We start from the raw sequence: 16,253 nt of genomic DNA on the forward strand, positions 1-16,253 counted from the left end.
CCCCTTCCAACCTTTCTTCCCGAACATCAAAGATGGCCGTCATCCCCCGACTTGTTCGGGGGACCCAAGCGGCGCCCGCCAAGCTCGGCTTGGCCTCTCGCACATATCGTTGTCATCCCGGACGAGCGCGCAGCGCGAAGATCCGGGACCGCCGGAAGCGCATGCGTTCACGCGCCGGTCCCGGGTCTTCGCTTCGCTACGCCCGGGATGACAGACCGTGCGCGGGCCGATGCGGTTTGGATCCCCCGAACAAGTCGGGGGATGACGAACGTGGGATGGTTTGGGACCTACCGCACCCGCTTCCACACCGAGATCGGGATCGTGCCGTCCGGCGTCGGCGGCACCTGGTAGCTCAGCTCGTCGCCCTTCAATTCATAGCGCCGCTTCTGCTGCGTCCCCTCCCAGTTGGGATAGGAGGCGCCGTCGATGCGGAAGGTCAGGATGTGGGCGGCCGGATCGGCCTGGACCTCTCCATAATGGGTGCTGGAGCCCAGCACCGCGCTCTCGTACTCGGCCGGGACGCCCTTGCGCTTGTCGCCGGCCGCGAACCGCGCCCGCTCGGCCTTGAAGATCTGCAGGCTGTAGCGACCCTGGCCGTCGATGATCAGCCGGCCCTTGGGGGCCTCGCCATAGCCGTGGGTGCGCGAGCCGTCCGGGTGCAGGTCGTCGGCCGCCACCAGGGTCCAGGTCCCCGCCAGCGACGGCTGCGCCGCGACCGCCACCGTGGCCAGCAGGGCGCCCGCCGCCAGGCTCAGCGTCGCCGCCGCCCAGCGCTTTTGAGTCCGCTTCATTGTCATTCTCCCACTCACTAACTTGTTCAACAGGTTACTTGCCGATCCTCCCCGAAGCACCATAACCTGTCAATCAGGTTAGAGCGGTACGACGACATGACGGTGAAGGCGGAGGTCCGCGACGGCTTCAAGTTTCGCGGCGGGCGGCTGGCTCTGGACCTGCCGGCCACGATGGTCGGCCGCCTGGGCGCGACGCCGCGTGACCTGCTGGCCACGCCCGCCGACCTCGACCGCTGGCTGGTGGCCGCCGGCCTGGTCGAGACGGCGCCGGGCGCCACCGAGGGCAACCTGATCCAGGTCCGGACCCTGCGCGAGGCGCTCTACCGGCTGGCCCTGTCGCGCGCCCAGGGCCGCGCCCTGCCCGACGCCGACCGCGAACTGATCAACGGCTTCGCCGCCCTGCCCGCCGCCCCGCCCTGGCTGGGCGAGGACGGCCGCGCCCGGCTGTTCGGCGACCCGCGCGGCCTGCTGGCCGGCCTGGCCCGCGAAGGGGTGGAACTGCTGGGCGGCGAGCTTTCCGACCGGATCCGCCAGTGCGAGGGTCCGCCCTGCGCGGTGCTGTTCCTCGACACCTCGCGCAAGGGCGACCGCCGCTGGTGCTCGATGGCGGCGTGCGGCAACAAGGCCAAGGCGGCGGGGTTTCGCAAGCGGGAGAAGGGCGGTTAAGGCCGTGCGTCCTTCGAGGCCCGCTGCGCGGGCGCCTCAGGATGAGGAAATCTGTGCAAGTCGCTTTGCTGGGTTCCTCATCCTGAGGTGCGAGGCGTAGCCGAGCCTCGAAGGACGCACAGCTTCAAAGCGGCAGCTGCACCGTGCTCTTCACCTCTTCCAGCACCGCGTAGGTCCGCGTCTCGCGCACCCCCGGCATCTTGACCAGGATATCGCCCAGGAAGCCGCGATAGGCTTCCATGTCGCGCACCCGGGCCTTGATCAGGTAGTCGAAGCCGCCGGCCACCATGTGGCACTCCAGGATCTCGGGCGCGCGGCGCACCGCGGCGGCGAAGTCCTCGAACACCTCGCCGGTCGTGCGGTCCAGCACCACCTCGACGAAGATCAGCAGGGCGCGGTCCACCTTGGCCGGGTCGAGCAGGGCCGCGTAGCCGGTGATGAACCCCCGCTCGCGCAGCCGCCGCACGCGGTCGAAGGTGGCGGCCGGCGACAGGTTGCAGCGCTTGGCCAGTTCGGCGTTGGTGATGCGGCCGTCGGCCTGCAGGACCCGCAAAAGTCGGCGATCAGTGTCATCCAAAATGGACATGGGTTTACCCAGTTTTGCCGAAGATACTTCGGAGAATAACCATCACAAACAAAGCACATTCGCCCATGGCGGCGCTATACCTTCAATCGTCCTAGCCAGTCCGGCCCGCCACCTCCCCCCTCGGCGTTCCTGGACAGCTTGGATTTGCCCCGCGCGAGCGGCGGCGCCGCGACGCGCTTCTCCCCCGTAGAGCGTCGCGCGAGAGCGGAAGGGACACGCGACCTCCCCCCGTATCGTGTCCCTTCCCACCGCTCTCCTTCCCGCCCATTCTGCATCCCCGCCGCACGTCATAGACGCTAAGTTAGGGCGTGGAAGTTCTTGACGGCCAAGTGTTCTGTCTACCCGCGAACTTTCAAATGGTCCCGTCATCCCGGGCCGTGCGGCAACCCAAGCCGACATGTGCTCCAAGTGGCGATCTAAGGGGTCCCGCGTACGTCCTTGTACCCGACGGCACGGCACAATTTCGCCCTGAAGTTCAGTTGCGAATTGGTGTGACCATCTGATCCCCGGGAGAGAATCCGTAAGCTATGGGGGTCATCCCGGTGCTCGCACAGCCCGGCTGCCTGCACGAGCATTTGTCCATTCGGCGAACGCCGCCTTGACGTTTTTTCAAGCTGCACCTTAAGGTTGGGCGGGTAATCCGGGAGTCTGAAGGCGATGCGATTAAGCCAGTGCGATCTCCGCGATTGCAGATTGCCGAGCCTACTGGACAGCAGCGGCTGATGCGGCATGGCCCTTGGCTCAACCCTGACGCGGCGTCTCGGACACGGCGTCGATAGCCAACGTTCCGAGTGAACGCTTGGCCATCCGAAATGCGGTCCGCCTAGGCGGCTCTTGAAACGGCGAATGCGCCACGACCGCAGTTGTTCTGCGAAATATTGGAATTCGGAATGCTGAAAGTTCTGCGTTTGGGCGCGGCGACCCTTGCTGTCGCCCTTGGGGGCTTCGTCGGCCAGGCGCAGTGTGAGCGGCCGACCTCCAAGCTGCTGACCGCCCCGCTGATTTCTCCAGCTCAAGCCTGGCAGTACTATGATGCGGTTCCCGCCGGCTTCGCGAGAACGACAACGCTCGCAGCGCCCTCAACCGTCGCGCCGGAGATCCAGGCCCTGGCGCGGTCGCTTGGGGCGGAACGCGTCTCCGAAGCGGGGCTGGCGCAGATCTCGGCCGTGACCTATGCCCAGAACGTCTCCGACTATGTGCGCAACAACATCGCCACGGAGTTCCGCTTCGGTCTGAGCAAGGGCGCCCGGGGCGCCTTGATCGACCAATCGGGGACGCCGTTCGATCAGGCCGATTTGATGGCGGCGCTTCTGCGTCAGGGCGGCGTGTCACCCGTCTACAAGGTCGGAACAGTGCAGCTCAGCGCTCAGCAGATCGGCGCCTGGATGGGCATGGTCCGGGCGTTCTCGACCGCCTCGGACGGCACGCAGACGGTGTTCGTCAGCGCGCGCGCGCTCTGCCAGTTCCTGGCCGATGGCGCGATCCCCGCCACGTTTTCGGTCGGCAGCGGGACGGTGACGTCCTGTGCGTCGCTGTCGGGAGACTTGTCGGCCGGCGACAGCGTCACGATCGGCCACATCTGGATCGAGGCGGCAGGCCTGGTCTTCGATCCGTCGTTCAAGAAACAGCGCTTCACGTCGGGACTGGACCTGGGCGCCGCCACGGGGTGCGGGGCCAATTGCGGGGCCAACGCCATCGACGCCGCCTTGCGTTCCAGCAGCGGAACGGGCTTCGCGGCGACGGGCTCGTTCGGCGGCAAGCCCTATTTCTCCAACGTCAACGAAACGGCGCTCAACGCCCAGATGACGACCGTCGCGACCAACGTCGAGACCTACATCAAGGCCAACGCGCCGAACGCCACGATCGAACAACTGGTTGGCGGCCACGAGATTGACGTGAAATCGGCCGCGTCGGCGCCCACCGGCTACGCCGCCACCTACAGCTGGTCGGGCCTGATCCCCGACGGCTTCCGGTCGTCGATCACCTTGCCCACCAGGGTCGGATCCCTGCGCCTTTTCGGCGACGAACTGGCCGGTCAGCGCGTGTGGTTCTCCGGTGGCACCTTTGTCGGGGATAGCGGGACATTGGTCGCGAACGTCTGCGACACCTATTGCGACGTGACGATCGGCGTCAGCCATCCCTATGCGACCAACGGCGGCGTCTATGGCGACGAAAGCGTGTTCTTCAACACCAACGGCGCGCCCTACCAAGGCGACAACAACATATCGACTCCAAAGTTCGCCGTGATCATCGCTTGGGGAAACAGCTCCAGCTCGACCGAAAGCCATTTCGCCACGCTTCAGCGGACTCGCCCTGCGGGGCTTCTCGACATCTCCACGATCACCACCGAAATCTGTTCGGCCAATTGCGGTAACGGTTTGCCCACGACCGGTGCGACCGTTTTGAAAGCCCAATCGATGAGCGCCGAACTCGTCGATCGGATCACGAACGTTGAGACGACCCGGCACCACTCGATCGGCGTCGTGGCGCAGGTCTGGAAGATCAACGCCTCCCCCAAGACGCTTGCGCGCATCAGCATCCACTCGACTGTCAGCGCCAATTCGCACAGCGCCGACGCCAGCGAGCGGGCGGCTAGCTTCGAAATCGGAACCCAGGTTTCGGCGATGCTCGAAGGCGGAATCATGCAGTACGCATCCGATTCCATTGAACCGGGCTCCGCGGCCGGGTTCATCGTGACAGCCAATCGAAACGGCCAGAAACTGATCGATGTCGCGCCCGGTGGGCTGACTTCGACATTCCTCTCGGCGCTTTCGGGCTATTCGAGCACTCACAAGAGCCTGCTTCAGGCTCGGGCGGCGGAAGGGTACGGCTTCGTTCTGCCGGAGAACGAAGCCGCGGGCTTGGTCACCGTGGCCAACGGCCAGGTGCCGTTTGGCCTCACTGGGATCTACGCCTACCGGGCCTCCAACGGCGCCTCCAACGGCGACGACGGCGCTCAGGCGCCGTTGATCAGAATAGAGTTGAAGGGTGGGTCGCCCACCTATGGGAGCGACCCCGCCCAGATCGTCCTGCGAGCCGTCAACGATGGTCCAACCAACGCCAAACAGAAGCTCGCGGCGTCGGCCGACCCCGCCACCGGCGCGGTCAGTCTGACGGCGACCGATCTCGTGACCGGTTCTGGCGATTTCCCCAACAGCCTGCCGTTCCAGCGGTTCTACAGCTCGTCCAGCGGCGTCTACGAAATGCAAGCCGACAACTGGTGGGCCTACGAAGGGCCGGACGACGCGTCGCCTCTGCACATGCCCAACGGCTGGACGCATAATTATTCCTACACGGCGCGCCTGGGCGCCAGCCTTGAGGGCGCCATGGGGGAGCAAGGCGGTCTCGGCGCGTCCGCGCTGGTGGCGGCGATCTACAGCCAAGCCAAGATGCAGGCCGCCGATCCGTTCGAACGGCGCGTGACTTCGCTGTTCGCCGCGAAATGGATGAACGACCAGATCAACGGCAACGCGGTGATCATGTCGGAGCCCACCTCTTCGACGGTGTTCGTCCGCTTGCCATCGGGCGGCTATGTCGCGCCGCTAGGATCGCAGTCGCGTGTCGCCGTGACGGGCGCGCGCACCGGGCCGTACCTTGAGGGCGGAAACCTTGTCTACCAATACAGCGCGGTTCGCCTGAGCCGGACCTTTCCCGACGGCAGCGTCATGAGTTTCGAGCCGCAGGAAACCTACAAGTACGGAACGACCTTTTATGCTCGCCGGGTCTTCAGGCCGATGGAATGGGCGTTTCCCGGCGGCATGAAGGTGAAGTTCGCCTATCGCGAGGAGACCTACGAGAGTAACTACAAGGCCTGGGTCCTGGATTCGGTCAGCAACAGCCTGAGCCGCAAAATCACGCTCCTTTCCGGTCCAGTCCAGATTGAGGATACGTTGGTCCATTTCCGCATGTGGCGGGTCAGCGGTGTCAAGGACGAGACGAACCGCGCCGTGTCCTATGGCGTGACGGGATGCCCCGACCATCGCGCCTTCATCTGCGACACGCTGAGCGTCACGGGAACCGACAGCTACATCACCAAGTACGCGTACGCGCCGGATGCGGTCTCGCCCAATCCGACGATGTTGACGCGTCTGCCCTATCGCCTGCGCCGAATCTATCCGCCGTCGGCGCCGACGAGCCCTATCCAGACCGTCGTCTATGACGAAGTGCTTCGCGCGCGTTCGATCATCGACGGCAACCAGCGCACGACGCGCTATTTCCCGGGCGCGGTGGTCGGAACCGAGATCTGGAAACGCGCCGAGGTAATCTTGCCGCGGCAGGACAAGCTCGACGCGACGATGGCGATCTTCGACGAGCGCAACAACGTGATCCTGACACGCAACGCGCTGGGCTACGACGTGGTCAACACCTACGATCCCATGGGGCGTCTGGAGCGCAGCGAGCAGCCCGACCACAACGCCACCGAATACACCTACGACCTGCGCGGCAACGTGGTGAAGACCTGCGTCATTCCTACGGAACGGGCTGGGCTGCACTGCGACGTGACCCAAGGCGACATCGATTCCACCCGAACCTATGTCGAGGCCTCGACGGTCTGGGCGTGCGCCAATCTGGCGAACTGCAACAGGGTCAAGACCGAGATCGATCCGCGCGGCGCCAAGACCGAATACGACTGGGACTCCGACGGCTTCCTCAACTGGGTTCAAGGCCCGCTGATCGGCGCGCGTCAATCGAGAACGGACCTGGACTACAAGACCTATCCGATCGACGGCGACATCAAGTTCCTGTGGCACAAAACCGAACGCGTTGCGGACGGCCAGTCGATCGTCACCCTCTATGACTACAACCCCGCCAAGAAGTACGCGCTCGGGTCGGCGACCGTCGATCCGACTGGGGTCGCGAGCACCACCACCTGCTTCGACTATGACGACCTGGGTCGCCTGACCTCCGTGACCGATCCGCGCGCGGGAGCCTGCCAATGAGAACGTTCACGAGCAGCCCGATCCCGCCGCGTCGTCGGGGTTGGATGTGCCTCGCGGCGGCGGCTGCGGTCGTGCTCGGCCTGTCGGCTCCCGCCGCCCAGGCGGATCAATACTTGTCCCGGCAGACCTTCTATCAGTGGGACAGTTCCAGTCGGCTGAAGATGAAGATCTGGCCGGCCTCCACGGATGGCGGACTTCGGCGCGCCGAACAGTACGCCTATACGGTGGACGGCTGGCTGGACACCGTCGTCATAGGCACGGTCACAAACGAGTCGGGCGCGAATTTCATCGCCCAGGAGACTCGCTCCTTCACCTATGACGCGGTCGGCAACACGGTCCGCGCCACTACCCCGTCCGGCGTGACCCAGTTCAGCTACGACGGCGCCGATCACCTCATTTGCGCCGCGGTGCGCATGACCGCGGCCCTGGCGGCCGACGCTTGCGCTCCGGTGACGACGGGAACGGACAATCCCGACCGGATCACCAAGTCAGTCTACGACGCCGCCGGCCAGGTCACCACCGCGATCCAGGCCCTGGGCTCGGGCATCGAGCGCACCTACGCCAGCTACGGCTACAGTAAGAACGGCAGGCAGACGTCGATCACCGACGCCGTGGGCAACCGCACCGACCTTCGCTACGACGGTTTCGATCGGCTGGCCCGCCAGAGCTTTCCCCAAAAGACCCGGGGCGCCAACGCGGCCAGCACCGACGACTACGAGACGTACGAGTACGACAAGGCCGGCAATCGCACCGCCCTGAACAAGCGCGACGGCTCGCGGATCGAATACACCTACGACGCCGCCAACCAGTTGAAGACCAAGGCCGGCGCCAGGGTGCGGAGCGTCACCTACGACTACGACCTGACCGGCAAGGCCGCCTCGGTGATCTTCACCGGCACGAGCGATGGCGTCTATTACGGCTATGACACGGCCGGGCGGCTCGACAGCGAAACCAGCCAGGGGCCGGTCGGCCAGACAAGCTATAGCCGGAAACTGACCTTCGGGTTCGACGCGGCCGGTAGCCGGACCAGCATCGCATGGCCGGCCGGCGGCGGTTCGGCGACCTATACCTACGATCTCGCCGGCCTCCCCGACAAGGTGAACGACGACGGCTTCGAGCTGGCGGACTACGGCTACGACGCGCTCAGCCGGCGGACCGAGGTCAAGTTCGGCAACGGTACGCGCCAGACCCAGACCTGGGACGGAGCCAGCCGGCCGGACGAACGGGACCTGTTCCTAGCCAACAGCGACCACAACGATCATCGCAAGTTCTACTACAACGCCGCCGACCAGCTCACGTCCGAGACGCACGCCGCGGTCTACGACTACACGGGCTACGCCGCCGCGCTCGGTCCGGTGGCCGACGGCCTCAACCGCGACGCGGCGCTGGCGCTGGTGGCGGGTTACGACGCCAATCAGAACCTGATTTCCGACAAGGGTCACACCTTCACCTATGACGGTGAAAACCGGCTGCTGACGGCTAGTTGGCCGTCGGGCGCGGTCCTGGACTACGATCCGCTGGGCCGCCTGCGCCAGACCACGATCAACGGCACGGTCACCCAGTTCCTGTACGACGGCGATCAACTCGTGGCGGAATATGACGGCGCGGGCAACCTGCTGCGCCGCTATGTGCACGGCGCGGGCGTCGATGATCCGCTCGTCTGGTACGAAGGCGGCGCGCGACGCTGGCTGCACGCCGACCGCCAGGGGTCGATCATCGCCTGGTCGGATGCTTCAGGCATTAGCCAGTCCACCTACACCTACGGCCCCTACGGCGAGCCGGGCGACAACTGGGCGGCCGGCAGCCGCTTCCGCTACACCGGCCAGATCGCCCTGCCGGAGCTGAAGGTCTATCACTACAAGGCCCGGGTCTATGACCCGATGCGGGGGTGGTTTCTGCAGACGGACCCGATTGGGTACGGAGACAACTTGAACCTCTACGCCTATGCGGACGCAGATCCGATCAACAACAGTGATCCGACCGGGCTTCTCACCAAAGAGCAAATCGCCTTTCAGGCTTATCAGAAGGCTCATGAGGGTCAGTACGCTCGGGGGTTCTTCACGATCGTTGGGGCACCTGCCGCGGCCGGTGTGGCGATCGGCGGATGCGTCGTAGCCTGCCCTGCGGGAGCTGCGGCTGTCGGGGGCTGGGCTCTTACTCGAATACCCTTCACATTCCTCAACAGCGCGACCGCCGTTGGTGCGGAGTTCCTTGCTCCCGGCGCAGGGATTGGAGCCGGATATGGTCTTCTCGCGAGCAACGCGAACAAAGGTCCCGCGTTGACTAGACAACTACTTGCTGAAGAAGTTGCTAGCGGGCACGCTATGTATCATGTCAATAGAGGTGAATTCGCAGCATTTGGTGTAACGACAAAATTTCAACTCCAGAATTTTGTTGAAAAATTGCTAGGCAAAAAGGGCCTTGACATTAGATACTCGACCGATGGGGCTAAATTTATTCTCGACTCCACTACAAAGACAGTTGTTACATATGGTCGCGGCGAGGCTACCGCCTTTAGGCCTGATGTAGGTGGGATGGGTTGGGACAAATATCTGAAGACATTGCCGACTAGGAATACCCCGTATTGATGGTCGCCGACAATTTGGAGCGGGTAAGAAATGAACGTTGATATGACTCCGGAGGAGCTCCGTTATATAATAAACTGCGGCCCGGCTTTGTTGCAGCATATACCTGAAGAATCTATTCGAACTTATTGCGGATTCAACAAAGACGAGATTATCGACTTTACGATCCGCATGAGAAAGAAGCTCGACGAGGCCGGATACGACATGTAGCCAACGTGTAAGGATAGTTTTCCCTCGGTGCTGTCAGCTTAGCGCCGCCCTGTCCGGAAGCTCGGGACTGGACACGGTTCGTTGAGGCGGGCAGGAGCGCGCCATGCGAGCTCTGTCGTTCAAGCGTCATCGGTTCCCGGCCGAGGTCATCCAATATGCCGTGTGGCTCTACTTCCGCTTCACCCTGAGCTTCCGTGATGTCGAGGAACTGCTTGCCCAGCGCGGGATCGAGGTCAGCTATGAGACCATCCGGTGCTGGACGATCAAGTTCGGGCCACAGATCGCCAGGAACCTGAAGCGTCGCCGGCCTGCGCCGTCGCCGCGTTGGCATCTTGACGAGATGGTCTGTGCGGTCGGCGGACGTCGGATGTATCTGTGGCGCGCGGTCGATGACGAGGGCGAGGTCTTGGACCTCGTAATGCAGCGCCGGCGCGATACGAACGCCCGCCCTGAAACTGCTCAAGCGCCTGCTGCGAAATCGGCCGGTGGACCCAATCTCGATCACCACCGATGGGCTCAGCTCCTACACCGCCGCGCTGAAGGAATGGAGTTGATCGACCTGCACCGTCCCGGCCGGTTGCGCGAGAACAACCGCGCTGAAAACTCGCACCTGCCGATCCGAAGACGCGAGCGGAAGATGCAAGGATTCAAGTCCCAGGCCTCCGCCCAGAGGTTCCTCACCACCCATGCGGCGATCTACAACACCTTCCACACTCAGCCACACCTGGTCTGCCGTCAGACCCTTCGCCAGTTCCGCGGCGAAGCCATGCGCGTCTGGAGCGAAGCAGTCGCCTGAGGCGGCGACTGCTTGGAGAGGATCGCGCCTGAGCGGGTTAACCTGACAATCCTCGTCGGCGCGTGGACGGGCCGCGTGTCGACCGCTAAGATTGGTCGCTCCTCCGCCAGGGCCAAGGGTCCGATAGCCGTCCTTGATACGCAGATCCGCAGCGCCCCGCCTCAACACCCATCCTCGCCGCGCGGCGGTGATCGCCTCCTTCGGCGGCCATGTCGCGGTCGTGCTGATCGCCGGGATGCTGGCCGCCCATCGATCCGATGTGGGGGTCGCCCCGGCCGCCGTCAGCGTCACCCTGGTCACCCGATCGCAAGCGAGCCAAGCCGCACCGAGCGAGCCGACGCGCCTGGCCGGTTTTCTGGCCAAGTCCGCCCCGGCTGAGACAACGCCCCAATCCTCGTCCCCGCCGCGCCCCCATCCCCGGGAAAGTCTCGACAGCCTGTTCGGGCCTTCGGCGCCGTCCTCCGCGTCAAGGGACGCGACAGACCCGTCGGCATCGACCTCGGCGGCCGCCCATCCGGGCTCCAGCCGAGCCGATCAAGGTCTTGGCCCAGACGAAGGAACGCAGGGCGTCGATCTCTACGCCGCCGCCTCGCTGCCCAGCGTCGGGACCAGGCCCGCCGCGGCGACGGGCGACCTATGGCGAAGGGTGGCGCCTTGCTGGCGTCCGGCCGCGCCACGCCGGGCCACCCTGCTGGTCACCCTCCTGGCCGACGGCGGCCTCACCGGCGTTCCGCAAGCTGTCCGCCGTCGCGACGCCGCCGTCGATTCCCAGACCCTCCTGGCCGAGCGCGCCGCCGTCAGAGCGGTGCAGGCCTGCGCGCCGTATGTCGGGCTGGGCGGAACCCAATGGCGTGTGGAGTTTCCGTAGAGCGTTCGACCGCCCGGGGGCCGCGATTCGAACGCGCGCATCGTGGAGAGGCATAGGCCCGAGTGAACCCGGCTATGGATCGCTGGCTGAACTCGTTGACCTGAATGGCGGTATCTCCGCGGACGTGGCGACATGCTGCCGGCTCGACTAGTCTGTCGCTATGCCCACGGACGACAACGCACCACCGACGACCGTTTATGTCCGCGACGTGCTCGCCGTCGTAGGAGACGTAATGCCGCGCTGGGGTTTTCTTGAGACCGCGATGCTGGACGCCATCGGCGAGAAGAGGATCGGTCCCGGCATTTCCCAGCGCTGGCTAACGACCTTCGACATGGGGCCGGAGATCAAACGCGAGATCAAACAACTGGCACGCGTCCGTCACTTGCTCGCGCATGGACTTTGCGGGGTGGAAGGTCGTGTGGGGTTGAGTGGTGAGCCGGGCGTCCGCTGCCGGCGCGCTAACGGATCGGTGATTGAGATTGCCCTGAATGAGTTGGAAACGTTCGCCCAGCACCTCGACCTTTTGCGGCTCAGCGTCGATCGCCATCACCGAGGGCTCGGCCGCCCGATACGATCGAACGACTAGATCGCCACAGAAGGCTTATGTCGGTTGAGGCAAGCGCCCGACCGCCCGCTCCCCGCCACCAACACACCCTCCCCGACAGCCGTCAGAAACCCCCGAACGGGCTTGGTCTCCCGGCCTCCTTTATCCTGCGCCCAGAGCAACATCGTCCCAGATCGCCAAACAGGCGCACGTCCACCTCGCCGCGCCTGCCGGTGGGCGTGATCACCACCTTGTCGATGAGCGCGCGTAGCGCGCCCGGCTCGATTGGAGGGATCATGCCGGATTTCGCACAGTGCAAAGCCGCGCCTTGGCTCATTTGCGCTCGCCATTTGCGAGCGCGGCGAATTGTGGCGCGCTCGTTGATTGTCTCGCTGACCTCGCTCCCCTAAGGTCAAGCTCGACGGTGTGGGGGCAAGACATGGCTTTTCGAGTATTGGCGCGTATCGTGGCCATCGGAGCGTTGAGCATTGGGGTGTTCGCGCCAGCCGTTTCAACTGCCCAGACCACGACCTATACCTACGACGCCCAGGGCCAGGTTCGCGCCGTCACCCGGCCCAGCCAGACGGTCACCTACGCCTATGACGCCGCGGCCAACCGCACGGCGGTGACGGCGGCCGCTCCGCCGGCCGGCCTGATGGCGGGCGGCGCGTCGATGAGCTCGCTGGCGTCCAGCTCAATGGCGAGCGCATCGCCACCTGAACGTCCGGCCTTCGCGCCTCCGCCGACGCCAACCGACATGGTCAAGCTGTTGTCCGCACCCCAGGCCTTACCGCCTGCGCCGATCTCGCCCCTAACGGGCCAACCCCTGCCGGCCGCCGCGCCGTCCTCCAGTCGCTAGGCCGAGCTCGATGATCGACTTTGCGATGGGCGCGGCCCGCGCCGCGCGACGCCTGGCTCTGACCGCGATCTGCCTGGTGGTCTCCATGGCCGCGCCCGCCCTGGCCCAGGACCCGATCCCGCCGCCCCAGCACTCGGCGGTCGACGCCAATGGCGTGGATCTGCTCAGCGGCACGATGAGCGTCACCTCGGGCCTCAACAGCATCGGACCCAACGGGCCCGGCGGGTTGGCGGCGTCCAAGTCGCTGGGCGCGGGTTTCTCGACCTCGTCGATGTTCTCGTACGTGAAGCTGACGGGGAGCTACGAGGTTCAGGAATCCACCCTGGTGGCCTTCATGGGGCGGAGCCAGGTGTTCGACAACACCCCCGACATCGGGCCGGAGTTCAACCAGGGCAACACGCTCGACAAGGACGCCACCCACATCGTCTATACGCTGGCCGACGGGACGGTCGCCCGCTTCAAGCTGGCCCACATCAACTACGACCACCCACTGCCGGTGTACGGCTTGCTGAAAAGCGTCACCTACCCCTCCGGCGAGATCCTGACCTTCACCTATAACACCGACACCATCGCCGCGGGCTGGATGCAGGTGGAAAGCAGCCTCGGCTACGCCTTGGCGGGCGGCGGCGGGATGCATGAGTGGGACGCCGGCGCGGCGGCCAACCTGATCCAGGGCAACTGCTCGGACACGGTGTGCGCGGGCCCGACCTTCGCCTCGCAGGAGGCCCTGGGCAGGTCGCCGTCCAAGTCGGTCAACGGCGCGACGGTGACCATCAACAACCCGGCGGGCGGTTCGAAGACTTACACCCTCGCCAGCTTCAGCGGCGGAACCAGGACCGTGGTCACCTCCGTCACTGACGGGGCCGGGACCTGGACCTACAGCTACATTGAGGAATCAGACCAGACCTTCCATCCCAACGACCACCTGTTGACGACGACCGCCACCGACCCGCTGGGCAACAAGCGCGTGGTCAGGTCACGCCAGAGCAGCCAGAACATCCTCAGCGACAAGGTCGGCATCAAGCCGGACGGGACGGGCGGCCAGACCACCACCTTCCAGTACACCGGCGACTCGACCGTTCTGGGCCTGGGCGCGCTCAATGGGATCACGGCGCCGGAAGGGAACCGCGTCCACTACGTCTATGACGACCAGTTCAACGTCAAAGCCAAATGGAGCCTGCCCAAGGGAGCGCCGGCGGGGGTGGATCCGGAGACCGTCTCCGTCCCCGGCGCGACCGTCATAAGGGCTTCGTACAACCTGGCTCTGTGCGCCAGCCTCAAGGTCTGCAACCGGCCCGACTGGATCCAGGACGCGCGGGGCGCCCAGACCGACTTCACCTACGACCCCACTCACGGCGGGGTGCTGACGGTAACGCAACCCGCGCCGGCCGCGGGCGGTGTGCGGCCGCAGACCCGCTATGCCTACGGCCAGTTCACGGCCCGCTACTACAAGGCCGGCGTCCTGACCGCCGCCCCCTCGGTCTGGCGCCTGACCCAGACCTCGACCTGCGCCACCTTGGCGAGCTGCGCCGGAACCGCCGACGAAACCGTCACGACCTATGCCTACGAGCCCAGCACGGCGGCCAACAACGTGCGGCTGCTGTCGACGACCACCCGGGCCGGCGACAACAGCCTCTCAGCCACGGTCAGCAACACCTACGACGCTCGCGGCGACGTCATCACCGTCGACGGCCCGCTGGTCGGAACGGCGGACACCACCCGGACCTACTACGACGCCTCGCGCTGGGTGACTGGCGTGATCGGGTCTGACCCGGACGGGGCGGGAACGCTGCTCAATCGCGCCACCCGCACCACCTACGCCGCCGACGGCCAAGCCACCTCGGTGGAGAGCGGCACGGCGACCAATCAGTCTGACACCGGCATGTCGACCTTCTCGTCGCTGCGGACGGCCAGCAGCGCTTACGACGCCCAGCGGCGCAAGAGCGCCGACAGCCTAGTGGTGGGCGGTGTCACCCAGGCCCTGACCCAGTATGGCTACGACGCCGCCGGCCGGCCGATCTGCCAGGCCGTGCGGATGAACCCGGCGACGTTCGCTTCCGCGCCCGGCGCATGCGCCCTGGGAACCCAGGGTTCCGACGGTCCTGACCGCATCACCTACAGCGAGTTCGACGCCGCCAACCGGGTCACCAAGGTGACCAGCGGCTATGGAACCAGCGGCGCCTACGCGCCTCGGGTCGAGAAGAAGTACGCCTATCGCCCCAACGGCCCGATCGAGCTGATCACCGACGGGGCCAACAACACCACCTCGCTCAGCTATGACGGCTTCGACCGCCTGACCTACACCCACTATCCGGTCACGAACGTCGGCGCGCAGCAGCCCAACGGGAACGACTACGACCTCTACAGCTACGACGCGGCCGGCAACCGCACCGGCTGGCGTCGCCGCGACGGCTCGCAGATCACCTACACCTTCGACGCCCTCAACCGCATGACCTATCGCGACGGGGCGGGGATCAAGGGCTGGTATTACTACGATAACAACAAYCGTCCGACCTTCACCTATTCAGGCGACGCAGCCGAGCGGGTCATCCGCAACTACTACGACCCCTTCGGCCGCCCCACGGCCACCTATGACTGGCGCGACGGGGCCTGGCGGCGCTCGACCTACGAGTGGCACGACGGGCGGCGCATCGCCCTGCAATGGGCCGACGGCGTCTATGTCAGCTACCAGTACGACCTCGCCAACGAAGTCACGCTGATCTACGAAAACGATCAGGTGCAACTGGCGCAGTACGGYTACGACAATCTGGGCCGGCGCACGGCGGTCTGGCGCRGCAATGGGGCCAACACCTATTACGCCTATGACGCCGCCAGCCGCCTGCAGACCCTGTCCCTGGACCTGGCCGGCGCTGCCCAGGACCAGACCTACAACTTNAATGGGGCCAACACCTATTACGCCTATGACGCCGCCAGCCGCCTGCAGACCCTGTCCCTGGACCTGGCCGGCGCTGCCCAGGACCAGACCTACAACTTCACCTACAACGCCGCCGGCCAGGTCAAGTCTCGCGCCGCCGGCAACAGYCTCTACGAATGGGCCGGTGTTCAGRCGACCAAGGGCTACACGGTCAACGGCCGCAACCAGTACCTGACGGCCGGCGACGCGACGTTGGCCTACGGCGACAATCGCGGCAACCTGACGGGCGAYGGCGCGTCGACCTTTGTCTAYGACCTGGACAACCGCTTGACCGGCAAARCCGGCGGCTCGGCCACGACGCTGAGCTACGATCCGCAAGGGCGACTGGACACCACCGTCGGCGCGGCGACCACGCGGCTRGTCTATTCGGGRCCKGATCTGATCGAAGAGACCGACACCGCCAACGYCACCCTGCGCCGCTATGTGCCTGGGCCCGGAACCGACGAGCCGCTGGTCTGGTACGAGGGGGCGGG

9 protein-coding genes and 1 pseudogene are annotated in these 16,253 nt (G+C 65.4%); 8 read left to right on the forward strand and 2 right to left on the reverse strand.

The window, feature by feature from the left end; translation table 11 throughout:
* Positions 1 to 287 precede the first annotated feature (287 nt).
* Entirely contained in the window at positions 288 to 791 is a 504-nt protein-coding gene (locus ASD79_RS08445) for a lipocalin-like domain-containing protein (protein ID WP_056720595.1), read from the reverse strand.
* Between the two features lie 96 nt (positions 792 to 887).
* Between ASD79_RS08445 and ASD79_RS08450 the strand changes: the two genes are divergently transcribed.
* Entirely contained in the window at positions 888 to 1,457 is a 570-nt protein-coding gene (locus ASD79_RS08450) for an ABATE domain-containing protein (protein WP_056720596.1), read from the forward strand.
* A 124-nt stretch (positions 1,458 to 1,581) separates the two neighbouring features.
* Here ASD79_RS08450 and ASD79_RS08455 read toward each other — a convergent pair whose 3' ends face one another.
* Positions 1,582 to 2,043, reverse strand: a complete 462-nt coding sequence (locus ASD79_RS08455) for an Lrp/AsnC ligand binding domain-containing protein (RefSeq protein WP_056720597.1) — start codon at positions 2,041 to 2,043, stop codon at positions 1,582 to 1,584.
* Positions 2,044 to 2,933: 890 nt separating this feature from the next.
* Between ASD79_RS08455 and ASD79_RS08460 the strand changes: the two genes are divergently transcribed.
* From ASD79_RS08460 to ASD79_RS25510, 7 genes and pseudogenes are all read left to right on the forward strand, one after another.
* Positions 2,934 to 6,983 carry a hypothetical protein gene (locus tag ASD79_RS08460; protein WP_056720598.1) on the forward strand — a complete coding sequence of 1,350 codons (4,050 nt, stop codon included), beginning with the start codon at positions 2,934 to 2,936 and terminating at the stop codon, positions 6,981 to 6,983.
* Complete coding sequence (locus ASD79_RS08465) at positions 6,980 to 9,571, forward strand: RHS repeat-associated core domain-containing protein (protein WP_082584852.1); 2,592 nt, start codon at positions 6,980 to 6,982, stop codon at positions 9,569 to 9,571. Before ASD79_RS08460 ends, ASD79_RS08465 begins: the two co-directional genes overlap by 4 nt.
* A gap of 310 nt (positions 9,572 to 9,881) precedes the next feature.
* Positions 9,882 to 10,574, forward strand: coding sequence for an IS6 family transposase (locus ASD79_RS08470; RefSeq protein ID WP_235524371.1), 693 nt, complete (start codon positions 9,882 to 9,884; stop codon positions 10,572 to 10,574).
* A gap of 133 nt (positions 10,575 to 10,707) precedes the next feature.
* Positions 10,708 to 11,442: a hypothetical protein gene (locus ASD79_RS08475; protein WP_156400419.1), complete on the forward strand. Its 735-nt coding sequence runs from the start codon at positions 10,708 to 10,710 to the stop codon at positions 11,440 to 11,442.
* A gap of 160 nt (positions 11,443 to 11,602) precedes the next feature.
* Positions 11,603 to 12,028, forward strand: coding sequence for a hypothetical protein (locus tag ASD79_RS08480; RefSeq protein WP_056720601.1), 426 nt, complete (start codon positions 11,603 to 11,605; stop codon positions 12,026 to 12,028).
* Between the two features lie 397 nt (positions 12,029 to 12,425).
* A complete protein-coding gene (locus ASD79_RS08485) occupies positions 12,426 to 12,845 on the forward strand; it encodes an RHS repeat domain-containing protein (protein ID WP_056720602.1) in 420 nt (139 codons plus the stop codon).
* A 2,035-nt stretch (positions 12,846 to 14,880) separates the two neighbouring features.
* Positions 14,881 to 15,740: pseudogene (locus ASD79_RS25510) on the forward strand (hypothetical protein); the annotation flags it as partial.
* Positions 15,741 to 16,253: the final 513 nt, after the last annotated feature.

The organism is Caulobacter sp. Root655 (assembly GCF_001427665.1).
Classification (GTDB): Bacteria; Pseudomonadota; Alphaproteobacteria; order Caulobacterales; family Caulobacteraceae; genus Caulobacter.

Bases quoted from the DNA above. Each gene is read 5' to 3' on its own strand.
- ASD79_RS08445 (WP_056720595.1), bottom strand. From the start codon at position 791: ATGAAGCGGACTCAAAAGCGCTGGGCGGCGGCGACGCTGAGCCTGGCG.
- ASD79_RS08450 (WP_056720596.1), top strand. From the start codon at position 888: ATGACGGTGAAGGCGGAGGTCCGCGACGGCTTCAAGTTTCGCGGCGGG.
- ASD79_RS08455 (WP_056720597.1), bottom strand. From the start codon at position 2,043: ATGTCCATTTTGGATGACACTGATCGCCGACTTTTGCGGGTCCTGCAG.
- ASD79_RS08460 (WP_056720598.1), top strand. From the start codon at position 2,934: ATGCTGAAAGTTCTGCGTTTGGGCGCGGCGACCCTTGCTGTCGCCCTT.
- ASD79_RS08465 (WP_082584852.1), top strand. From the start codon at position 6,980: ATGAGAACGTTCACGAGCAGCCCGATCCCGCCGCGTCGTCGGGGTTGG.
- ASD79_RS08470 (WP_235524371.1), top strand. From the start codon at position 9,882: ATGCGAGCTCTGTCGTTCAAGCGTCATCGGTTCCCGGCCGAGGTCATC.
- ASD79_RS08480 (WP_056720601.1), top strand. From the start codon at position 11,603: ATGCCCACGGACGACAACGCACCACCGACGACCGTTTATGTCCGCGAC.
- ASD79_RS08485 (WP_056720602.1), top strand. From the start codon at position 12,426: ATGGCTTTTCGAGTATTGGCGCGTATCGTGGCCATCGGAGCGTTGAGC.